Annotated in this window: 20 protein-coding genes; 10 read left to right on the top strand and 10 right to left on the bottom strand. The window is 73.4% G+C overall.

What is annotated here, in order from left to right:
- Positions 1 to 74: 74 nt before the first annotated feature.
- Positions 75 to 455: an STAS domain-containing protein gene (locus OHA99_RS21340; RefSeq protein WP_007388697.1), complete on the bottom strand. Its 381-nt coding sequence runs from the start codon at positions 453 to 455 to the stop codon at positions 75 to 77.
- Positions 456 to 786: 331 nt separating this feature from the next.
- On the opposite strand from OHA99_RS21340, the gene OHA99_RS21335 reads away from it, so the two are divergent.
- Both OHA99_RS21335 and OHA99_RS21330 read left to right on the top strand, forming a co-directional pair.
- The gene (locus OHA99_RS21335) at positions 787 to 1,380 is read left to right on the top strand and encodes a sigma-70 family RNA polymerase sigma factor (RefSeq protein WP_007388702.1); all 594 of its coding nucleotides are present in this window, start codon (positions 787 to 789) and stop codon (positions 1,378 to 1,380) included.
- The gene (locus tag OHA99_RS21330; RefSeq protein ID WP_405697268.1) at positions 1,377 to 2,654 is read left to right on the top strand and encodes a maleylpyruvate isomerase N-terminal domain-containing protein; all 1,278 of its coding nucleotides are present in this window, start codon (positions 1,377 to 1,379) and stop codon (positions 2,652 to 2,654) included. Before OHA99_RS21335 ends, OHA99_RS21330 begins: the two co-directional genes overlap by 4 nt.
- Here OHA99_RS21330 and OHA99_RS21325 read toward each other — a convergent pair.
- Entirely contained in the window at positions 2,611 to 3,399 is a 789-nt protein-coding gene (locus tag OHA99_RS21325) for a helix-turn-helix domain-containing protein (RefSeq protein ID WP_153179338.1), read from the bottom strand. The genes OHA99_RS21330 and OHA99_RS21325 overlap by 44 nt on opposite strands.
- Before the next feature lie 229 nt (positions 3,400 to 3,628).
- Between OHA99_RS21325 and OHA99_RS21320 the strand changes: the two genes are divergently transcribed.
- From OHA99_RS21320 to OHA99_RS21310, 3 genes are read left to right on the top strand one after another with little or no spacing between them, the layout of a single operon-like run.
- The gene (locus OHA99_RS21320) at positions 3,629 to 4,291 is read left to right on the top strand and encodes a DUF4097 family beta strand repeat-containing protein (RefSeq protein WP_153179337.1); all 663 of its coding nucleotides are present in this window, start codon (positions 3,629 to 3,631) and stop codon (positions 4,289 to 4,291) included.
- Between the two features lie 12 nt (positions 4,292 to 4,303).
- Positions 4,304 to 5,269 (top strand): ATP-binding cassette domain-containing protein, encoded by a 966-nt coding sequence (locus tag OHA99_RS21315; protein ID WP_405697265.1) that lies wholly within the window; start codon positions 4,304 to 4,306, stop codon positions 5,267 to 5,269.
- A complete protein-coding gene (locus OHA99_RS21310; RefSeq protein WP_153179335.1) occupies positions 5,266 to 6,060 on the top strand; it encodes an ABC transporter permease in 795 nt (264 codons plus the stop codon). Before OHA99_RS21315 ends, OHA99_RS21310 begins: the two co-directional genes overlap by 4 nt.
- A gap of 29 nt (positions 6,061 to 6,089) precedes the next feature.
- Here the strand turns inward: OHA99_RS21310 and purU are convergent, their stop codons facing one another.
- A complete protein-coding gene (purU, locus tag OHA99_RS21305; protein ID WP_153179334.1) occupies positions 6,090 to 6,983 on the bottom strand; it encodes a formyltetrahydrofolate deformylase in 894 nt (297 codons plus the stop codon).
- A 61-nt stretch (positions 6,984 to 7,044) separates the two neighbouring features.
- Complete coding sequence (locus tag OHA99_RS21300; RefSeq protein ID WP_153179333.1) at positions 7,045 to 7,545, bottom strand: SCO4402 family protein; 501 nt, start codon at positions 7,543 to 7,545, stop codon at positions 7,045 to 7,047.
- 116 nt (positions 7,546 to 7,661) lie between these two features.
- Here OHA99_RS21300 and OHA99_RS21295 point away from each other — a divergent pair, with 116 nt between their 5' ends.
- Positions 7,662 to 8,981, top strand: coding sequence for an ABC transporter substrate-binding protein (locus OHA99_RS21295; protein WP_282881527.1), 1,320 nt, complete (start codon positions 7,662 to 7,664; stop codon positions 8,979 to 8,981).
- A gap of 60 nt (positions 8,982 to 9,041) precedes the next feature.
- On the opposite strand, the gene OHA99_RS21290 is transcribed toward OHA99_RS21295, so the two are convergent.
- Positions 9,042 to 10,718: a hypothetical protein gene (locus tag OHA99_RS21290; protein WP_405697262.1), complete on the bottom strand. Its 1,677-nt coding sequence runs from the start codon at positions 10,716 to 10,718 to the stop codon at positions 9,042 to 9,044.
- 201 nt (positions 10,719 to 10,919) lie between these two features.
- A complete protein-coding gene (locus tag OHA99_RS21285; protein WP_007450684.1) occupies positions 10,920 to 12,305 on the bottom strand; it encodes a hypothetical protein in 1,386 nt (461 codons plus the stop codon).
- A 316-nt stretch (positions 12,306 to 12,621) separates the two neighbouring features.
- Here OHA99_RS21285 and OHA99_RS21280 point away from each other — a divergent pair, with 316 nt between their 5' ends.
- From OHA99_RS21280 to OHA99_RS21270, 3 genes are all read left to right on the top strand, one after another.
- Positions 12,622 to 13,275, top strand: coding sequence for a bifunctional DNA primase/polymerase (locus OHA99_RS21280; protein WP_366472213.1), 654 nt, complete (start codon positions 12,622 to 12,624; stop codon positions 13,273 to 13,275).
- 112 nt (positions 13,276 to 13,387) lie between these two features.
- Positions 13,388 to 14,179 carry an ABC transporter ATP-binding protein gene (locus OHA99_RS21275; protein ID WP_153179330.1) on the top strand — a complete coding sequence of 264 codons (792 nt, stop codon included), beginning with the start codon at positions 13,388 to 13,390 and terminating at the stop codon, positions 14,177 to 14,179.
- On the top strand, positions 14,176 to 15,825 hold the full coding sequence (locus tag OHA99_RS21270; protein WP_405697259.1) for a transporter: 1,650 nt from the start codon (positions 14,176 to 14,178) through the stop codon (positions 15,823 to 15,825). The genes OHA99_RS21275 and OHA99_RS21270 overlap by 4 nt, the downstream gene beginning before the upstream one ends.
- A gap of 7 nt (positions 15,826 to 15,832) precedes the next feature.
- Here OHA99_RS21270 and OHA99_RS21265 read toward each other — a convergent pair whose 3' ends face one another.
- Entirely contained in the window at positions 15,833 to 16,729 is an 897-nt protein-coding gene (locus OHA99_RS21265) for an alpha/beta fold hydrolase (RefSeq protein ID WP_165685672.1), read from the bottom strand.
- A 497-nt stretch (positions 16,730 to 17,226) separates the two neighbouring features.
- A complete protein-coding gene (locus OHA99_RS21260; RefSeq protein WP_007450686.1) occupies positions 17,227 to 17,919 on the bottom strand; it encodes a metal-dependent transcriptional regulator in 693 nt (230 codons plus the stop codon).
- A gap of 256 nt (positions 17,920 to 18,175) precedes the next feature.
- On the opposite strand from OHA99_RS21260, the gene OHA99_RS21255 reads away from it, so the two are divergent.
- Entirely contained in the window at positions 18,176 to 18,931 is a 756-nt protein-coding gene (locus OHA99_RS21255; protein WP_153179327.1) for an SIS domain-containing protein, read from the top strand.
- 22 nt (positions 18,932 to 18,953) lie between these two features.
- On the opposite strand, the gene OHA99_RS21250 is transcribed toward OHA99_RS21255, so the two are convergent.
- Positions 18,954 to 20,360: a PAS domain-containing protein gene (locus OHA99_RS21250; protein WP_405697256.1), complete on the bottom strand. Its 1,407-nt coding sequence runs from the start codon at positions 20,358 to 20,360 to the stop codon at positions 18,954 to 18,956.
- 191 nt (positions 20,361 to 20,551) lie between these two features.
- Positions 20,552 to 21,424 carry a GNAT family N-acetyltransferase gene (locus OHA99_RS21245; RefSeq protein WP_405697255.1) on the bottom strand — a complete coding sequence of 291 codons (873 nt, stop codon included), beginning with the start codon at positions 21,422 to 21,424 and terminating at the stop codon, positions 20,552 to 20,554.
- Positions 21,425 to 21,733 lie beyond the last annotated feature (309 nt).

Raw genomic sequence — 21,733 nt, 5'->3', positions numbered from 1 at the left:
CTCGCCCGGAGCGTACGTCGCCGGACGCGGCCGCGGGCCGGACTTGCCGCGATGTCCCGCGCGGGCTGCGCGGCCTACGCGGAAAGGGGCCGCGGTTCGTCCCCGGTCGCCGAGGCGAGGTCGGGGTGGCAGTCGAAGAGCCGGCGCACGCCCAGCGCGCCGAGGACGCGGTTGACGTGGGAGCCGTCGACGGCGCCCTGGGCGGGCAGTATCAGCCGCAGCCTGCCCTGGCAGGAGCGGATGAGCCGCCGGGAGGCGATGAGGACGCCGACCCCGCTGGAGTCGCAGAACAGGACCTCGGAGAGGTCCAGGACGAGGCTGTGCCGCCCCTCGGCCACCTCGTCGTGCACCCGCTGCCGCAGCACCGGTGACGTCACCAGGTCCAGTTCGCCCGACACCTGGAGCACGGCCCATCGGCCCCGCTCCCCGCCGGTCACGTTGAACGTCACCACCATGCCCTTCATCCGTCGGAACGCCGGAACGCCTGGATTCACCCGAAACGGAAGCCGTACCTACGCTTCCTGGCGGCGCGCCTGCCCACCGGCCGTTCCCGCAAACGCCGGGGCGGAAACGGAGGCCGGTCGGAAGAGGCTTGTTTCAGACGCTTTCGATCCCGTTCGATCGCTTTCGGTCGCACGATAGAGGGTAGTGGAGGCCCATATCACCTCCGGCCCGTCGGGGGCGCACATTGGAGCAAAGGGGCGTGCGCTGTCGGACGTGCCGACTACATTCGGGGAGACCGTGGCCGTGGGCGGGCCGGGTCCGACGAGGGGGTGGAGGAGCCGCATGGCGAAGAGGGACGTGCCCCTGCGCTGGGACCGCAAGATGCAGCAGCGGCTCGCGCGCGGCGAGGCCGCCGCCCTGGGCGAGCTGTACGACCGGTTCGCCTCGTTGGTGCACGGTCTGGCGCACCGCGTGCTCGACGACGAGCGGGCCGCCGACCACATCACGCGCGACGTGTTCGCGCACGTCTGGGAGCACCCCGACACCTACGACCCCCGGCAGGGCCCGCTGCGCACCTGGGTCGCCACGCTCACCCACCGCTTCGCCGTCCAGCGGCTGCGCGCCACGGAGACGGCCGCGCTGGTCCGGGGCGGGCCCGGCACCACCGAGGAGCTGGAGACCAAGGTGCGGCACGCCTCGGTCGCCGCCCGCGCCGACTACATCGTCCAGTCCATGCCGGCTCCGCTGCGCGCCGCCCTGGAGCTGGCCTACTTCCAGCGCCGCGACTACCGCCAGACCGCCGCCGACCTCGGTGTCACGGAGGACGAGGCCCGCCGCCGCCTCCGCCTGGGCCTCCAGCTCCTGTCCACGGCCCGCGACGCCGCCGGCGCCCCGCACCCACCCGGTGCGCCGCCCGGATACGGGGGTGCGGCATGAAGGCGTACTACGAAGACGACGGGAACGACGGGAACGACGAGCACGACACGAAGGGGGCGGACGGCGACGCGGACTCCGGCACCGGCACCGGCACCGGTGCGCGTATACCGCTGCCCCGTGCCTCCGTCGAGGACGGCGGGCGGGCCCTGCCCGAGCCGGCGCCGGTCGCGCTGGAGCATCAGGTGCTGACGTCGCTGCTCGGGGCGTGGGCGCTGGCCGCCTGCTCGGCGCAGGAGGCGGCGGCCGTCGAGGAGCACCTCGGGGAGTGCGACGCCTGCGCCGAGGAGGCGCTGCGCCTGCGCGAGGCGGTCACGCTGCTCCAGCGGCCGGAGAGCCTCGACCTGGACCCCGCCCTGCGCACCCGGGTGCTGGACGGCTGCCTGGAGCGGCGTCCGCCCCGCATCCCGGTGCCCGAGTGGGCGGCCCCCTACGACGCCGAGACCGCGCGCCTGGACGCGCTGCTCCAGGACTTCGGGGACGCCGAGTGGCACGCCCCGGTCCGGCTGCGCTGGTACGAGGACGACGGCGCCGCGAGCCGGCGTACCACCGTCGCCGGGGTCATCGCGCACCTGCTGACGGTCGACGGGACGGTCGCGGCCGCCCTGGGCCTCGACGACCCGCTGGGTGACATCGCGGCACCCGGCCAGGCGCCGGCCGCCCGCACGGAGGCGTACTGGCGGGCCTCGCACTGCCCGCCCACCCGCGCGGAGCGGGCGTCCTGGCGCCGGCAGACCCACGACATCGTCCGGACGGTGGCGTTCACCGGCGACGCGGGCGGGATGCCGGTCCCGTACGGCGGCTTCGAGCTGCCGCTGCGGGACGCGATGCTGGACCGGGCGTTCGAGTGCTGGGTGCACGCGGAGGACATCGCCGAGGCGGTGGACTACCCGTACAGGCCGCCGTCCGCGCGCCACCTCAACGGCATGATCGACCTCGCGGCCCGGATGCTGCCGGGCGTCCTCGCGACCCGCCGCCGGGCCGGTCTGGCCGCGCCCGGCGACCGTCCGCACCTGGTCGCCGCGGGTGAACCGGGGCGCAGCCTGCGGCTGGAGATCGAGGGCTCGGGCGGCGGCGAGTGGCTCATCCCGCTGGACTCGCCCGGCGCGGTGGGCTCCTCCGACCACGAGGTGGCCCATGTCGCCCTGGACGGGGTGGAGTTCTGCCGCCTGGCGGCGGGCCACGTGCCCCCGGCGGAGGCGGCGGCCGGTCAGGTGGGCGACCGCGACGCGATCAGGGACGTCCTGTTCGCGGCGGCCGCCCTGAGCCGGATGTAGCCTCGCCGCCGGATGCGGCGTCGCCCTCCGGGGGTGCGGCGGGGGCCGTGTGGAGGACCTCGCGTGCCTGGTCCGCGGCCCGGACGATGCTCTCGGAGATGAAGTCGAGGAAGCGGGCGATGTTCTCCAGGCGGTCGGCGGCCGGGGTGCCGGAGCCCAGGACGGCCACGCCCTGGCGTGCGGTCTCGGCCACCAGGAGGGTCCCGCGGGCGCTGGCGACCATGGACTGGTACCAGACGTCGTCGTCGATGACGTAGCGCTCGCGGCGCGACGCGTCGCGTTCCCGGCGGACGAGCCCCTGGCCGTCGAGGAACGCGACCGCCTTGGAGACGGACGCCGGGCTCACCCGGAGGCGCCGGACGAGCTCGGCCGCGGTGAGGCTGCCGGTGTCGCTGACGCAGAGGCACGCCATCACCCGGGCCATCATCTTCGGCGTGCCCTGCTGTATGAAAACCGTGGTCAGCGTCTCCTCGTAGGCGCGCACGGCCTCGGCGTCCCGGCCGTGGGCCGGCGGTGCCTGCGGCCCCCGGGGCGCCGCCTGCCCACGCCGGTGGGCGCGCCGCTCGGTGGCCCGGTGGGCCAGGTCGGCGCGGTACGCGGTGGGGCCGCCGTTGCGCATCACCTCGCGCGTGACGGTCGAGGTGGGCCGGTCGAGGCGTCTGGCGATCTCCGCGTAGGCGAGGCCGTCGGCCAGCCCCAGGGCGATCTGCTGACGTTCCTGCTGGGTGAGCCTGCCTCCCGGCATCGCACTTCCTCTCCCTCGCGCTCCCTTGACGGCCCGACCATAGCGTTCACTCCCACTTCATTGCAACGCGTGGCATGACTGACGTTGCATTACCCGTCACACCGTTGCAACGAATTAGACCCGTTGAGCTGCGCTCTCTTACTTCCAACGCAACAAGGTAATTGAGCAATCCATGAACGCAACGTAGCGTTTCCCTTGTCAGAAACACCGGCGAACGCAGGAGAACACCATGCAGACCTTCCCCACCCCCGCCCCGCTCTCCGCCGTCCTCGACGTCCCCGCGGGCCGCGTCCAGGTCATCGCCGCCGACCGGGCCGACACCACGGTCGAGGTCCTGCCCGCGGACGCCTCGAAGGGACGGGACGTGCACGCGGCCGAGCAGACCAGGGTCGAGTTCGGCGACGGCGTGCTGCGCGTCGAGACCCCGGCGAAGAACCCGTTCATGGGCGCGTCCGGCGCCGTCGAGGTGACGGTCCGGCTGCCCGCCGGCTCCCGCGTGGAGGCCAGGACGGCATCGGCCGAGTTCCGGGGCGTCGGGCGGCTCGGCGACGTCGACTACGAGGGCGCGCACGGCCCGGTCAAGCTCGACGAGGCGGCGGGTGTCCGCCTGACCACCACCGCCGGCGACATCTCGGTGGGCCGTCTCGACGGCTCCGCCGACATCCGCACCGAGAAGGGCGACATCCGGATCGCCGAGGCCGTGCGCGGCCGGGTCGTCCTGCGCACCCGGTCCGGCGACATCTCGGTCGGTGCCGCCGCCGGGGTCTCCGCCTCCCTGGACTCCGGCACCTCCTACGGCCGCGTCCACAACGCGCTCAGGAACACCGGCACCCCCGGACTGACCGTCCACGCGACCACCGACCACGGCGACATCACCGCCCGCAGCCTCTGAGGAGCACCAGCCATGACCGACCTGGCCATCGCGGCGAACGGACTGCGCAAGTCCTACGGCGACAAGACCGTCCTCGACGGTGTCGACCTGGCCGTCCCCGAAGGAACGATCTTCTCCCTGCTCGGCCCGAACGGTGCCGGCAAGACCACCGCCGTCAAGATCCTCTCCACCCTCGTGACCGCCGACGCCGGTGACCTCCGCGTCGGCGGGCACGACCTCGCCGCCGACCCGCAGGCCGTGCGGGCCTCGATCGGAGTCACCGGCCAGTTCTCCGCCGTCGACGGGCTGATCACCGGCGAGGAGAACATGTGGCTCATGGCGGACCTGCACCACCTCTCCCGCGCCGAGGGCCGGCGGGTCGCCGCCGGACTGCTGGAGCGCTTCGGCCTCACCGAGGCCGCGAAGAAGCCCGCCTCCACCTACTCCGGCGGCATGAAGCGGCGCCTCGACATCGCCATGACCCTGGTCGGCGCCCCGCGGATCATCTTCCTCGACGAACCGACCACGGGCCTGGACCCCCGCTCCCGCCACACCATGTGGGAGATCATCCGCGAACTCGTCACGGGCGGCGTCACCGTCTTCCTCACCACCCAGTACCTGGAGGAGGCCGACGAACTCGCCGACCGCATCGCCGTGCTCGACGGCGGGAGGATCGCCGCCGAGGGCACCGCGGAGGAACTCAAGCGGATCGTCCCCGGCGGGCACGTCCGGCTCCGCTTCACCGACCCCGCCGCCTACCGCGACGCCGCCACCGCGCTGCCCGCGAGCACCGGGGACGACGAGGCCCTGGCCCTCCAGGTCCCCAGCGACGGCAGCCAGCGCGCGCTGCGCACGGTCCTCGACCGGCTGGACGCGGCCGGCGTCGAGGCCGACGAGCTGACCGTGCACACCCCCGACCTCGACGACGTCTTCTTCGCCCTCACCGGCGGTGCCGCCGTCCCCGCCCAGACCGACCCGCTGAAGGAGAACGTCCGATGAGCAACCTCTCCCTCGCCGTGCGCGACTCGTCCACGATGCTGCGCCGCAACCTCCTGCACGCCCGGCGCTACCCTTCGCTCACCCTGAACCTGCTGCTCACGCCGGTCATGCTGCTGCTGCTCTTCGTCTACGTCTTCGGCGACGCGATGAGCGCCGGCATCGGCGGCGGCGACCGCTCCGACTACGTCGCCTACCTCGTGCCGGGCCTGCTCCTGATGACCATCGGCTCCACCACGATCGGCACCGCGGTCTCCGTCTCCAACGACATGACCGAGGGCATCATCGCCCGCTTCCGGACCATGGCCATCCACCGCGGCTCCGTCCTCGTCGGGCACGTCATCGGCAGCGTGGTGCAGTCGGTCCTGAGCGTGGTCCTGGTCGGCGCCGTCGGCGTGGCCATCGGCTTCCGCTCCTCCGACGCCACCGCCCTGGAGTGGCTGGCGGCCTTCGGGCTGCTCCTGCTCTTCACGCTGGCGCTGACCTGGATCGCCGTCGGCATGGGTCTGATCAGCCCGAACGCCGAGGCCGCCAGCAACAACGCGATGCCGCTGATCTTCCTCCCGCTGATCTCCAGCGCCTTCGTGCCGATCGACGCGATGCCGGGCTGGTTCCAGCCGGTCGCCGAGTACCAGCCGTTCACGCCCGCCATCGAGACGCTGCGCGGCCTCCTCCTCGGCACCGAAATCGGGCACAACGGATGGCTCGCCGTCGGCTGGTGCCTCGCCCTGACCGTGCTCGGCTACCTGTGGGCGACCTCGAAGTTCCACAGCGACCCGAAGCAGCCTTCGTGACCACGGTCCCGGGGCCGCCGGGCCCGGCCCTAGGCGAAAACGACCGTCCGGCGGCCGTTCAGCAGGATCCGCCGCTCCGCGTGCCACTTCACGGCGCGCGCCAGCGCCTGGCACTCCACGTCACGCCCGACCGCCACCAGCTGGTCGGGCGTGACGTCGTGACCGACCCGCTCGACCTCCTGCTCGATGATCGGCCCCTCGTCGAGGTCGGCGGTCACGTAGTGCGCGGTCGCGCCGATCAGCTTCACGCCCCGCGCATGCGCCTGGTGGTACGGCTTCGCGCCCTTGAAGCTCGGCAGGAACGAGTGGTGGATGTTGATGATCCGGCCGCTGAGCGCCTTGCACAGGTCGTCCGAGAGGACCTGCATGTAGCGGGCCAGGACGACGAGTTCGACGTTCTCCTCACGCACGATCTCCAGGACCCGGGCCTCGGCCTCCGGCTTGGTGTCCTTCGTCACGGGGATGTGGTGGAAGGGGATGCCGTAGGACCCCACCAGCTCGGCGAAGTCGGTGTGGTTGGACACCACGGCCGCGATCTCCACGGGCAGCGCGCCGATCCGGGCGCGGAAGAGCAGGTCGTTCAGGCAGTGCCCGAACCTGCTCACCATGAGCACGATGCGCATCCTCGCGTCGGCCCGGTTGATCTGCCAGTCCATGTGGAAGGCGTCGCCGATCGCGGTGAAGCTGGCGCGCAGCTTGTCCACGGTCACCGGTTCGCCGGCCGAGAAGTGGACCCGCATGAAGAACAGACCCGTGTCGTGGTCCCCGAACTGCTGACTGTCCTCGATGTTGCAGCCGGTCATGAACAGGTAGCTCGAGACGGCGTGCACGATGCCCTGCTTGTCGGGGCAGGACAGGGTGAGGACGTACTGGTCGGCCGGGACGTCGGCCGGGGGGACGGCGGCGGAGGACTGCGGATTCATGCAGCACAGGGTCCCATATCCGGCCTCCCGGACCGCGTGCCGTCCCGTCAGGCGGACCGGGTCAGGCGGACCGGGTGAGGATGTGCAGCACCTCGAGCGTGCGCGGCTCCGTCTCCGGGTCCTCGCCATCGCCGGTGGCCAGCCGCACGTGCGCGTCGCGCGCCGCCCGTACGGCCTCCGGCCAGTCCGCGTGCTCCAGGTACGCGGTCACCGGCGCGTCGGGACCGACCTGGTGCATGATCCGCAGGACCCGCAGCACGGCGGTGTCGACCAGCGCCGCCTCCTGCGAGTCGCGGAAGACCGTGCCCACGTACTTCTCGGCCGACCAGTGGTCCAGCCAGGTGTCCTCCACCAGGCGGTACACGGCGTCGGTGACGTCCCCGTAGCCGTCGACGCCGGCCAGCCAGACGTCCCGCTGGAACGCGGGTGCGGAGAGCATGTGCAGCGCGGAGCGCACCTGACTGCGCCAGCGCCACCACGGCATGTCGTTGAGAGGCATGCCGCCCATGGTGGTGGAGCGACGGCCGCGACGGGAAGAGTTCTCCGAACCTTGCACGGTCATCGATCCTACGTTCCTCTCCTCCGCGTCCCGCCGGCCCCCGTAATTCACCTCCGCGTCACCACGCGTTGACCGCAGGTCACTCCCGGGTTGGCCGGGTGACGGAATCGTGCGGGGACATGACCGGCAGGCGACCCATCCGCAGCACTTCCCCCGACGGCCCCCGCGGCCGTTCCCGGGCCACCCGCACCGCCGCCCTGTCCGCGGGCGCGCTGGTGGCGTGCGCGTCACTCGCCGCCGGCTGCGGGGTCGTCCCCGGTGCCACGGGGGGCTCCGGGGACGACGGCCCGATCACCGTCATGACCTGGGCGCCGCAGGACACCGGCGCGACCAACAAACCCGGCATGCCCGCGCTCGCCCAGGCCTACGCCCGCTCGGTCAACGCCCAGGGCGGCCTCGGCGGCCGCAAGCTCAACGTCCTGACCTGCAACGACCACAACGACAGCGTGGACGCCGCGAAGTGCGCCCGCCGTGCCGTCAAGGAGAACGCGGTCGCCGTGGTGGGCTCCTACAGCCAGCACGCCGACTCGTTCTTCCCCGTCCTCGAGGGCGCCCGCATCCCGTACATCGGCGGATACGGCCTCACCAACACGGAGTTCACCAGTCCCCTCTCGTACCCGGTCAACGGGGGGCAGCCGGCGCTCCTCGCGGGACTCGGCAGCGCCCTCGCCGACTCCTGCGGGCCGGTCACCCTGGTCCGCCCGGACACGATCGCGGGCGACCAGCTGCCGCCGCTGCTGGACGCGGGGCTGGTCACGGGCGGGCACGAGCGCTCCCACGACCAGCGGGCCGCGGAGGACGCCACCTCCTACGACGACCAGTCCGGGCAGGCACTGGCGCGGGAGGGCACCGGCCGGGCGAAGGCGGGATGCGTCGTGCCCGTCCTCGGGGACCGCACCGGCACCTTCATGGACTCCTTCCGGCGCGCCCGCGAGGACCACCCCGGCGTACGGACGGCGACCGTCCTCGGCAGCGTCGACCAGACGACGGTCAACGCGAGCGGCGGCGCGTCCGGACCCTACGAGGGGGCGTACGTCACCGGCTGGTACCCGTCGGTGGGCGACCCGGCCTGGGACGGGCTGAAGAAGCTGATCAAGGAGCAGGCGTTCGGCGACAACGACGTCGACGCGGCGGACGCCGGGGTGCAGACGACCTGGATCGCGTACACCGTCCTCAGACAGGTCGTCGAGTCGCTGGGCGACGGCGAGGTGAGCGCCGACACCGTCCGGCGGGCCCTCGACGACGGCCTGGAGGTCGGCACCGGCGGGCTCACGCCCGACCTGCGCTGGACCTTCGCCGACAAGCTGGCCTCGGTCGGCTTCCCCCGCCTGGTCAACGCCGAGGTCACCCTCCAGGTCGTCCGCGAGGGCCGCCTGGTCTCGGCCCGCGAGGGCGCCGTGGACACCACCAGGACCCTTCAGAACGCGGACGTCGCCTAGCCGGTGCGCCGTGGCCCGCCCACGGCGGCGGGCCCGCCCTCAGCGCCGCGGCCCGCCCGGTCACAGCTGGGTCGGCTGCCGCTCGGTCAGGCCGTACTTCTTGGCGATGGCGTTCCAGAGCTTCGCGGCCTTGGCCTTCTCCTTGCTGGCCGTGCCGCTCGCCCGGTTGGCCGCCGACGGCTGCGTGGCCGCCTTGCCCTTCTTGCAGCCCTTCTTGCCGGCCGTCCGGTCGGCCCAGGCCGCGTAGTGGTTGTCGGCCGACGCCGAGGCCTGCCACGCCTTGGTGAGCGCGGTGGTCAGCTCGGTGTGCCGGGGCAGCTTGTCCACGGAGAGCTTGCCGAGGCTGTCGACGAGACCGCTGCGCTGCTTGGCGGCCTCGCGCAGGTCCTTGGCCGCCTGGGGCAGGTTGTCGCAGGTCTTCACGTCGCCCACGGCGTTGATCACCGTGGTGCGGCCGGTGCCGCTCTCGGCGAGCAGCTTGTCCAGCTCGACGGCCTGCTGCTCGGCCGGGTCGGCGGACGGCGAGGCGGAGGCGGACGCCGACTCGGAGGCGGGGGCCGTGGCGGACACCGGCTGGTTGCCGCCCTTGTCCTCGTCCTTCCCGCCGCCGGCCATCATCGCGCCGGCGCCGACCCCGACGACGGCGATGCCCACGCCGACGGCCGCGATGAGCGGCAGCCGCGAGCCGGTACGCCCGCCCCGGCCGCCCCGGCCGCCGTCGTCACCGCCCCCGCGCCGCCTGCCGCCGCCACCGCCGCCGCCGGGTCCCTGCGGCGCGTACCTGGCCTGGTCGCCGGGGTACGGCGCCTGGGGCGCGTCGAAGCGGGGCATCTGCTGGGTGGCCGAGGCCGGGCCGTCCGCACCGGGCGCGCCGCGGAAGAGGTTGTCGAACTCGGCGGGCGGCTGACGCCCCTCGTCGGCGCCGGGCGCCGCACCGAACGGGGCACCGGCGGGGCCGCCGGGCACGGGCGCGATGTACTGCGTGGCCTCCGCGTCGGGATGGGGTACGGGGGCGGGCGCCGGTGCGGGCTGCGCGGGGTACCCCGGTGCCTGGCCGAGGTACTGCGTCGACTCGGCGGCGTGCGCTTGCGCGGGGCTCTCCGGGGGCAGCGCACCGGGACCCGCGGGCGGTATGTGCGGGATGAACTGGGTGGCGCCCTCGTCGGCGGAGGCCGCGACCGGCGGTATGAACTGCGTGGCGCCCTCGTCGGCGGCCGGCAACGGCGCGACCGCACCGCCGTACTGCTGCGGGTGCTGGTTCTGGTGATGCTGCTGCTGGTGCTGCTGCTGGTGCCCGTACGGCGGCTGCGCGCCGTAGGACGGGTCGCCCGCCCCGTACGACGAGTCGCCCGCCCCGTACGACGGGGGCTGCGCGCCCTCCGGCGGCAGCGGTCCCGGGCCCGCCTGGGGCGGCAGGGCGCCGGGGGCCTGACCCGGGTCGCCCTGGGCGGGCGGCCAGGCGGACGGCTGAGGGGTCTCCGGAGCGCCCCACGGCTGCGCGGCGGGCGGCGTGGGCCAGCCCTGGCCGGCGGGCGGGCCCTGCTGCTGCTCGGGGCCCCAGGGCCGGTCCCAGGCCTGGCCGCCGGGCGGTGCCGATGCGGGCGGGCCGCCGGCCTGGGGGCCGACGGGCGTGTCGGCCAGACCGGGCAGCAGGGGCTCGCCACCGTCCGAGGGCAGCACGATGCCTTCGCGCGCTTGCCGCGCCGAGGGCTCCTCGCCCTGTCCACTCTGCGTCACCGGGACTCCTACGAATGGGGGACCTTCGGAATCGTCGGCTCACGCTACCGGGTCCCCGGAGCCCGCTGCCACGCCGCCCGGGGCGTCAACTCCTTCCCTGTGACGGCAGTAACAAAACCAGGCCGCGTCACGCTGTTGATGTCCCTTTCCGCTCACCACGGCGCGGTTTCACGCCCGTTCACTCATCCGCGCCCCCTCCGTTCACGCGGCGGCCTGGAGGTCGAGGCGGGCGCCGAACTCCCTGACCACGGCTTCTTCCCGGTACGGCTCGAGCCGGGCCTGGAAGTCGTCCAGGTACTCGGCGCCCCGGTTCGAACGCAGCGTCTCCAGGAGCTCCACGGCCCTGGTCGCCGTGTGGCAGGCCTGTTCGATCTCGCGCTGCTGCACCTGGGCCGTGGCCAGCAGCACATGGCCGATGGCCCGCCTGCGCGCCCGGGACTCGGGGTGCCCCTCCAGCGACTGCCGTGCGTAGCGCGCCGCCGCGTCGGCCTGGCCGAGGTCCCGGTGGCAGTGCGCCAGCTCGTCGGCCAGGTAGGCGCCGTCGAAGTGCGCGATCCACACCGGGTCGTCCCCGGAGGCCGGATCGGCCGACTCCATCGCCCCGACCGCCCGTCCGGCCGCCTCGTGGGCCGCCCGTACGTCGCCGAGGAGCGCGTGGCCCCGGGCCTCGGCCGCGTGGAACATCGACTCCGCGCGCGGCGTGACCCGTCCGCGTGCGCCCTCCTGCGCCGCCCGCGCCAACTGGGCGATCTCGCGCGGGTTCCCGAGCTGCGCGGCGAGGTGGCTCATGGACGCGGCCAGCACGTACCCGCCGTAGCCGCGGTCCCCGGCCGCCTGCGCGAGCCGCAGCGACTGGATGTAGTACCGCTGCGCGAGGCCCGGTTGGCCGGTGTCCACGGCCATGTATCCGGCCAGCTCCGTCAGCCGGGCGACCGTGGCGAACAACTCCCGTCCGACGGCCTCCCGGTAGGAGCCGGCCAGCAGTCCGGAGACGACGCTGTTCAGGTAGTGCACGAGCACCGGGCGCACGTGCCCGCTCCCGTACTGGTGGTCCAGGTCCGTCAGGGCCTGCGTCATCGCGCGCACGGCCGCCACGTCGGACTGGCCCACCCGCGGCCCCGCCGCACGCGACACCTGCGGGTCGGGGGCGGAAATCAGCCAGTCCCGGCTGGGTTCGACGAGCGCGGAGGCGGCGACGGAGGACCCGGACAGGAAGTCCCGGCGCCCCACGTCGCTGCGCCACAACTCGCAGACCTGCTCGATGGCTCCCAGTACCGTCGGCGAGAACTGGAGGCCGACGCCGGACGCGAGGTTCTTGCCGTTGGCCATGCCGATCTCGTCGATCGTGACCGTGCGGCCGAGCTTGCGGCCGAGCGCCTCGGCGATGATCGCCGGTGCCCGGCCCCGCGGTTGCTGTCCGCGCAGCCAGCGGGCCACGGAGGTCTTGTCGTACCGCAGGTCGAGACCGTGCTCGACCCCGCACACGTTGACCCGGCGGGCGAGGCCCGCGTTCGAGCAGCCCGCTTCCTGAATGAGCGCCTGCAGTCGTTCGTTCGGCTGCCGCGCGACGAGCGGCCTTGCGGCCATGGCGTAACCCCCATGCGGTCTCATGCGGTCTCGATGCTGTCCCGGCGGATCGTCGGACGAAACGGACGGATCCGGCCGTGAAGATCAATGCCCAGTCGATGTGCCGACAATGCGAGACTTACGAAGCTTGCGATGCTTACGAGGATTGCCGGGGCAACGGCCGGCGCCGGCCCCAGTCCTGGCTACCCAGCTCCCGCGGTGAATCCTCCTGCGCGCCCCCACGTATGCACCCATGCGCCCCGAATGCGGCTTCGATGCACCTGCCCCGCGCGCGGCACCCCCGTAACCCCCGGTGAGCCCGGGAGTTGAGGTTGCCGTGGAAGAGACCATCCCCGGCACCGAAGCCGCCCAGATCCCGCAGCAGCGCGGCACCTCGCTGCTGGAGACCGCCGTTCGCTACGCCGAGGAGCGTCACTGGGACGTGTTTCCCGGCACCTGGCTGGTGCCGGGCGACGGGGTGCAGCGCTGCTCCTGCGGTGACCCGGCGTGCGCCGCGCCGGGCGCGCACCCGGCGGGCGAGGACTGGGCGGCGCAGGCGACGGGCAGCGCGACGGCCGCCCGGCGGATGTGGCAGAAGCAGCAGACGGCGTCGATCCTGCTGCCCACGGGGCGGACGTTCGACGCGATCGACGTCCCCGAGACCGCCGGGTTCCTGGCGCTGGCCCGGATGCAGCGGATGGAGCTGACGCTGGGGCCGGTGACGCTGGCGCCGGACCGGCGGATGCGGTTCTTCGTCCTTCCGGGTGCGGGGGCGAAGGTGCCGGATCTCGTGCGGCGGCTGGGGTGGCCGCCCCGGGCCCTCGATCTGGGCGTGCTCGGGGAGGGCGGCTACGTGGCGGCGCCGCCCACGCGGTTCGGGACCCGGGGGGCGGTGCAGTGGGCCTGCCGGCCGACCGCGGTGAATCGGTGGTTGCCGGATGTGGAGGAGTTGATCTCGGCGTTGGCCTATGCGTGTGGGCGGGATCGTTAGGGCGCCCGTTCGTCTGCCGGGTTGCCGTGTTCTGGCGGCTGCCGGCCGTACGTGGTTGATCGCGCGGTTCCCCGCGCCCCTTCGGGGCGCTTTCCCCCCGTAGGGTGCGAAGTTGACGGAGGGAGATGTGGTGAGTACTAGCGCTGTGCGGGTTCAGGGGCTCTGGAAGCGGTTTGGGCAGCAGGTGGCCGTGGGTGGGGTCGATCTGGAGTTGCCGGCGGGGAAGTTCATCGGGCTCGTCGGGCCGAACGGGGCCGGGAAGACCACCACGCTCTCCATGGTGACCGGGCTGCTGCGGCCGGATCAGGGGTCGGTCGAGGTCGTCGGACACGACGTGTGGCGCGATCCGGCCGAGGTGAAGGCCAGGATCGGGGTGCTGCCCGAGGGGCTGCGGCTGTTCGAGCGGCTGTCGGGGCGGGAACTGCTCGGCTACACGGGCCGGTTGCGCGGGCTGCCCGGCGACGAGGTCGACAAGCGGGCCACGCAGCTCCTCGACGTCCTCGACCTCGCGGGCGCCCAGCACAAGCTGGTCGTCGACTACTCGACCGGCATGCGCAAGAAGATCGGCCTCGCCGCCGCACTGCTGCACAACCCGGAAGTGCTGTTCCTGGACGAGCCGTTCGAGGGCGTCGACCCGGTCTCCGCGCAGACCATCCGGGGTGTTCTGGAGCGCTACACCGCGTCCGGCGCCACCGTCGTCTTCTCCTCCCACGTCATGGAGCTGGTGGAGTCGCTGTGCGACTGGGTGGCCGTCATGGCCGCCGGCCGCATCCGCGCCACCGGGACCCTCGCCGAGGTGCGCGGCGGGGCGGCCTCGTTGCAGGAGGCGTTCCTCGAACTCGTCGGGGCGGGCGGCCGGGACGCCGGGTCCGACCTGGACTGGCTGGGCGGCGGGTCCCGATGAGCGCGCCGACCGCACCGGACGCCTCGGTTCCGTCGCCTTCGGGTGCGTCGAGCGGATCCGTTCCGTCCCTCACCTCCGTGTTCGTGCGGCTGAAGCTGTCGCTCCTGCGCAACGGGCTGCGGCAGTCCGGCGGGCGGCGGGCCGCCTACATCGCGTCGGCCGTCGTCGTGCTGCTCTTCGCCGCGCTCCAGCTGATCGGCCTGATCGCGCTGCGCGGTTACGCACACGTGGACTCGCTGGTCGTCCTGCTCGCGGCGGTGCTCGCCCTGGGCTGGGCGGTGATGCCGCTGTTCTTCCCCGGCGGCGACGAGACACTGGACCCGACCCGGCTGGTGATGCTGCCCCTGCGGCCCGGCCCCCTGGTGCGGGCCCTGCTCACGTCCTCGCTGGTGGGCATCGGGCCCCTGTTCACACTGTGCATGTTCGCCGGCTCCGTGGTCGCGGTCGCCCACGGCGGGGCGGCGTACGCCGTCGGGGTCGTCGGCGCGGTCCTCGCGCTGCTGATGTGCGTGACCCTCGCGCGGGCCGTCGCCGCGGCCAACGTACGGCTGCTGACCAGCCGCAAGGGACGCGACCTCGCGGTGCTCAGCGGGCTGGTCGTCGCGGTCGGCGCGCAGCTCGTCAACTTCGGCGCGCAGCGGCTGGGTTCGTCGGGGCTCGGTGAGCTGGACCCGGTGGCCGACGTGGTGCGCTGGGTGCCGCCCGCGTCGGCGGTCGGCGCGATGGACGCGGCGAGCGACGGGTCGTACGGCGTCGCGCTGGCCCAACTGGCGCTGACCGCCGCGGCGCTGGTGCTGCTGCTGCGGGTGTGGGCCCGGCATCTGACGCGGCTGATGACGGCGCCCGACGGCTCCACGCTCCAGAGCGACTCCGGGGCGGTGCGCGAACGCGGCTCGGCCGGACCCGCCCGGTGGCTGCCCGCGGGCCGCACCGGCACCACCATGGAACGCACCCTGCGCTACGTGTGGCGCGACCCGAAGACCAAGGCGGCCTGGGTGACCTCGCTGGCCATCGGTCTGATCGTGCCGGTGTTCAACGCCTGGCAGGGCACCGGCTCGGTCTACTTCGCCTGCTTCGCCGCCGGGATGCTCGGCATCCAGATGTACAACCAGTTCGGGCAGGACACGTCCGCGTTCTGGATGGTCGCGATGACGATCTCCTCGACCAGGGACGCCTACGTCGAACTGCGTGCCCGCGCGTTGGCGCTGCTGCTGATCACGCTGCCGTACGCGACCCTCGTCACCGTCCTGACCACCGCGATGCTCGACGACTGGCGGACCCTGCCCGAAGCGCTCGGTCTGTCCTTCGCACTGCTCGGGGCGATGCTGGCGACCGGCGCGTGGAACTCGGCGCGCTTTCCGTACTCCATCCCGCAGGACGGGTACAAGAACGTCGCGCCCGGTCAGGTCGGGCTGGCCTGGGTCTCGATCTTCGGCGGCATGATCGGCGCGGCCCTGCTGTGCGCCCCCGTGATCGCGCTGACGATCTGGGTCAACGTGAGCGCGGGCGCCGGAGACCTGGGATGGCTGCTGCTGCCGGTCGGCGCGGTGTACGGGGCGGCGCTGACGCTGCTGGGCCTGCGGCTGGCCGCGCCGCGTACGGCGGGGCGGCTGCCGGAGATCCTCACGGCGGTCAGCAAGGGGTGACGGGCGCTCAGGCGTCCCCGAGGGCGTTCAGGAACGGCTCGATGGCCGCCCGCCACGCCTCCGGCTGGTCGTAGTGGACGAGGTGGCCGGCGTCGGCGACCTCCGCGTACTGGCCGTCGGGCAGGACGCGGACCATCTCCTGGGCCTCGGCACGGCCCAGCTCGCCGTCGAGGCCGCGCACGACCAGGGTGGGGCAGCGGACCTGGGTCAGCTCCTCCCAGTGGGCGTCGTACACCCACGTCTCGCGGGAGCGCAGCATCTGCTCGGGTTCGAAGACGGGACGCCAGCCGTCCGGGGACTCGGCCATCACCTCGGCGTAGAACTCGCCGCGGGCCGGGTTCGGGCGCTCCACCCAGGGGTCGTCCTCGCCGAACCACTTGCGGACGTCGGCGAGCGTGGCGAAGGGGACCGGCCAGGCGCGGAACCACTCGGTCCAGGTGTGCTGGGAGGCGGCGCCGAGGGCGGAGGCCCGCATGTCGCAGATGATCAGGCCGCGGACCAGGTCGGGGCGTTTCGCGGCGAGCTGCCAGGCGGTGAGGGCGCCCATGGCGTGGCCGACGAGGACGGCCGGGCCGAGGCCGAGCTGCTCCAGGGCGGCCTCGACGTCCCCGACGTAGGCCTCCCGGGTGTAGGCGGCCCGCGGGGGCTTGTCGCTGCGGCCGTGACCGCGCTGGTCGAGGGCGACGGCACGGTGGCGGGCGGAGAGCCAGCGGGCCGTGGGGGCCCAGTGCGAGGCGCGGCCCATCAGGCCGTGCAGTAACAGCACGCCGGGCAGGTCCGAGGCCCCGGACGCGAGGTGCCCGTCCTGCGTGCGGTGCGTCCGGTCGGTCTTGGGAGGGTCGCCGAACTCCCAGGCGGCGAGGCGTACGCCGCCCGCGCCGGTCACGTCGATGCGCCGCGCCATAGGTCCTGGCACCCCCAAGCTCCGCTCGGACCCGCCCGCCTCACGAGCCGGCCGATCCTGTGAACCGTGAACCCTGTCCTGCCTGCCTGTCGTGCAGGGTACCGAGATTATCGAATACCCATTCGAAAGAGCCGTCCCGCCGGGCAACACCCCTCATTCGAGTGACACCACTCAGGGATTGATCGCCGCCGCCCAGGGGAGATCTTCAACGGGAGGCGGACCGCTCGGGGAAACCGGTCCGAGGGGATTGACCTTGAGAGCTCGGGGCTCCAGGTCAGCACAGGGGAGGACAGGCCCCGGCGCCACACGGCGCCGGGGCCCTCTCCGTCTCTCCGGCACGCCCTCCCCCTCTCCGGCCCGGGCGACATCGCTGTCGGCCACGGCCAAGAGCCCCTCGAGTCCACTGCCTCACGCCACAGCCTTGCACGCGAAGCGTCCGGCCGCTGCGATTCCGCGCACCGCGACCCGGAACCGACGGGTCCCTCCCCGGTGTGCGGTCAGCGCTTGGCGACGAACACGTGGGAGGCGGTGTCCGCCTCCAGCTCCGCGGCCTCTCCGCCGCTGCCCACCAGGACCCCGCCCGCCGACTCGGTCACGCTCACCACCGAGCCGGGCTGCACACCGGCCCGGCGCAGCGTGTACATCAGCTGCGCGTCCGTCTGGATCGGCTCGCCGATACGGCGCACGACGACCGTCTTGCCCTCGGCCCCCGGGTCGAGGTCGGCCAGGGAGACCATCCCCTCGTCCAGGAAGGGGTCGGCGCCGTCGGTCTCGCCCAGCTCCTCCAGGCCCGGGATCGGGTTGCCGTACGGCGACTCGGTCGGGTGCCGCAGCAGCTCCAGCACCCGGCGCTCGACGGCCTCGCTCATCACGTGCTCCCAGCGGCACGCCTCGGCGTGCACCTGCTCCCACTCCAGGCCGATCACGTCGACGAGCAGGCACTCCGCGAGCCGGTGCTTGCGCATCACCCGGGTCGCCAGCCGCCTGCCCTCGTCGGTCAGCTCCAGATGCCGGTCCGCCGCCACGGACACCAGCCCGTCGCGCTCCATCCGCGCCACCGTCTGGCTGACCGTCGGACCGCTCTGGTCGAGCCGCTCGGCGATCCGGGCGCGCATCGGGACCACACCTTCCTCCTCCAGCTCCAGGATGGTGCGGAGGTACATCTCCGTGGTGTCGATCAGTCCGGACATACGTGCCCCTTGATGAGATTGCCGGAGGCTGCGGCCCACCGGCGCGTGCGCTGGCCCTGCCACCAATTCTGACGCATACCACCGACAACCGTGCCGCGCCGTGAAAAGCCGCGCCCGCCCGGACCCGCTCCCGCCCGCTCCGACCGCCGTCCGACCGCCGTCCCACCGCGTTGACGCCGTATTGACGCCGTATTGACACCGCACTGGTCCAGACCGCACCGTGATCCGCGACGCAGCCACTCCGAAGGGGCCCCGCATGAGCGACCACAAGCCGGCCGGTCAGTTCCTCGACGCGGCGATCGACCTCCTGCGACGCGTCCGCGACGAGGAGGCGGACAGCGTCGAGGCGGCCGGGACGCTGCTCGCCGACACCGTGCAGAACGGCGGCCGGCTCTTCGCCTTCGGCGCCGGCCACTCCTCGCTCGCCGCCCAGGACGTCGTGTACCGCGCGGGCGGACTCGCCCTGATGAACCTGCTCACCGTGCCCGGCGTCGTCGGCGTCGACGTGATGCCGGCCACGCTCGGCTCCGCCCTGGAACGCGTCGACGGCCTCGCGAGCGCCGTACTGGACTCCTCGCCGCTGCGCGCGGGCGACGCCCTGGTGATCATCTCCCTGTCCGGGCGCAACGCCCTGCCCGTGGAGATGGCCATGAACGCCCGCGCCCTCGGCGTCCGGGTCATCGGCGTGACCTCGGTGGCGTACGCCTCCGAGACGACGTCGCGGCACGCCTCCGGCACGTTCCTCAAGGACCACTGCGACATCGTGCTGGACTCCAAGATCGCCGTCGGCGACGCGGAACTCACCCTGGACACCGTCCCGGCGCCCTTCGCGCCCGCCTCCACGGTCGTCACCAGCGCCCTCATGCAGGCCATGACGGCCACCGCGGCCGCCACCCTCGCCGACCGCGGCATCGAACCCCCGCTGCTGCGCTCGGGCAACGTGGACGGCGGCCACGAATGGAACGGCCGCGTGCTGGAGCAGTACGGGGACCGGATCTTCTACCGGCGCTGAGCGGACGCAGGCCCGCAACCGGCTACCGCCGTTCCTCCACCGCACCGGCCAGGTCCAGTGCCGTCGCGATGCGGACCGCCACGTCCTCGGCGTACATGGCGTCCGGCCGCTCGAACGCGCTGCGTCCCGCGCCCCGCAGGAACGTGACGACGCCCAGCGTCCGGCCGCGGCTGCGCAGCACCGCGCACAGGCCGTGCACCGTGTCCGCCGGCCACTGCCGGGCCGCCGCCCACTGCCGCACCTGCTCCTCGGGCACCGTCCGCACCCCGGCACTGGCCCGCACCGAGCCCGCCCGCTCCACGCACTGCACGGCGGGATGCCCCTCGCCGTAGCGCACCGGCAGCCCGGAGGTGCCGGACGGCACGCTCGGCCCCGGCGCGCCGGACGGAGTGGCCGCGACCCGCACCAGCCGCACCGGCTCGGCCGCGTCGGTGTCCGGCACCGCGCCGCCCACGACCCGGTCGATCAGGGCGTGGTCGGCGAACCCGGCCAGCGCGAAGTCCAGGTGGACGATCGCGGCCTCCGCCGGGTCCTCGCACTCGGCTGCGGCGCGCGCCGCCCGGTGCAGCTGGTTGGCCCGGAAGCGCAGCAGCGCCGCCTCCTGCTCGCCCTGCTTCGACTCCGTGACGTCCTGGAACAGCCAGCCGACGCCCAGCGGCACCGGCTCCTCGGCCAGCGGCGAGGCCAGCCGCACGAATCCGCTGCGCCAGCACCGGCGCCGCTCGCCCTCCGGCGTGCGCAGGCTCACCCACACCTCGGCCGGCGCGGGCGGCGCGCCCTCGGCGAGGACGTGCGTCAGCGCGTTCTCCAGCTCCTCGACGCCCTGGGCGAGCAAATCGCCGAGCGGCCGTCCCAGGACGGAGGTGCGCCCGGCGCCCAGCGCCCGCGCCGCGTGCGCGTTGACCACGGCGGGCCGCAGATCCGCGTCCACCAGGACGACGCCCCAGCTCGCGTCCTCCAGCAGGGCCTCGCTCAGGGCGATGGACCGCTCCAGGTCGATCTGCGCGTGCACCTCGCTGAACGCGCAGTACACCCCGGCGGGCTTCCCGTCGGGACCGCGGACCGCCGCGGACTGGGTGCGCACCAGCACCCGGCCGCCGTCCTTCGTCAGCAGCGCGAACTCGTGCACCTGGCGCCCCGGTGCCCGCATCGCGGACAGCAGCCGCTCCTCCACCTCACCGGCGTCCGCGCTGCGCACGGCCCACCCGGCGAAGCCCTGCCGTCCCACGGCCTCGGCCGCGCTCCAGCCCAGGATCCGCTCCGCCTCGCGGTTCCAGTGCGTCACGACCCCGTCCGCGTCGAAGGCGCACAGGGCCGCGTCCATCCCGTCGAGGAGCGCGGCCAACAGGTCCGCGCCGTCCCGCTCGGGCTGCTCCGGCTCGTCCGGCCCCAGCTCGTCGGTGGTCCCACTACGCCGCGAAGCACTCACCTGGACCCCCTGCAGGCTGCGTCCGCCGTACGGTACGTCGGTTCGCTCACTGGCCTTCATTCAACTCGAACGTGATGCAGCACACACCGGGTTCCCACAAGTTCGCGGAAATCGTTGTACTGCGGAAACTCGGCATACGCCCCCGTCATGACGGGGCATGACGGGGGCCGTACGGCGGGGCCCGGCGGGTGTCACGCCGACCGGGCGGCGAGCCTCAGATCGACCCACTCGTCGTGCTCGCCGTCGAGCACGTACCGCTCCTTCTCCACGAACCCGAGCGCCCCGGCGAACCGCAGCCCGTCGGCGTTGGCCGCCAGCACCACGGTCTCCACGGCCCCGGCGCCCAGCACGCGCGCGTGCGCCAGCCCCTCCTCGTAGAGCGCCGTACCGATCCCGCGCCCCCGGTACGCCGGCAGCGTCCGCGCGATCACGGTCGCGACCCGCTCCTCGCCGCCGGGCGGCCGCACGGTGGAGCAGCCGACCAGGACGTCCCCCAGGTAGGCGTTGGCCAGCCGGTTGCGCCCGACGCGTTCCCGCGCCTCGGCGGGGGTCATGGCGGCCGGCGGCACGATCACGTTGTGCACGTGCCGCCACTCCTCCACCATGGCGTCCCCGGCCACCGTCTCGATCCGCAGCGCCGAGCCCGGACCGGCCCCGACCGTCCCCCGCCGCGCGTCCACCTCGATCTCGATGCGCATCCGTTCGTCCGCGAGCCCGCACACCGTCATCGTCGCGGCCGGCCGCACCCGGCCGAACGTCCGCCGCAGCACGGGCCAGCAGGGCTCGAAGTCCTCCCGCGCGGGCAGCAGGTAGCGCACCCGCACCACGTCCGCGAAGGTGCACCCCGCCTCGGCCAGTGCGGCCCCGATGTTGCGCAGGCACTGCTCGGCCTGCTCCACCACGTCCCCGGAGATCGTCATCGACGCGTAGTCGAACCCGGTCGTCCCCGACACGTGCACCCGGTCCCCGTCGACGACGGCGCGGGCGTACCCGATCCGCTCCTCGAACGTCGACCCGCTCACTATCGCCCGCCTGACCGGCGGGTCCCCCTGGCGTTTCGTCATGGGCGAAACCGTAGGTGACCAGCGAAGACGCGTCCATGGGAGATCGACGACGAATCGGTCCGGAAAATCGATTGAACCGACGGCCCACCGGTTCCTAGGGTGGGCCGTACACGAGAAGGGAGGTGGTTCGGCAGATGTATGAGAACCGGACGCGTGAGGTGGCTGCGGGCTAGCGGCCCGGCACCACACGGAGTGCGGTGCCGGACCAGCGCGTGAAAGACGCGTGCAGCCGGCCCAATCCCAATGCAGTCACCCGACCCGCGAGTCGCCGGTACGTCCGGCCGGCTCCTCCACGGAGGAACCAGACTC

The sequence above is a fragment of the Streptomyces coelicoflavus genome, from assembly GCF_045041415.1.
GTDB classification, from domain to species: Bacteria; Actinomycetota; Actinomycetes; order Streptomycetales; family Streptomycetaceae; genus Streptomyces; species Streptomyces coelicoflavus.
This window is presented reverse-complemented; position numbering and strand designations above follow the sequence as displayed.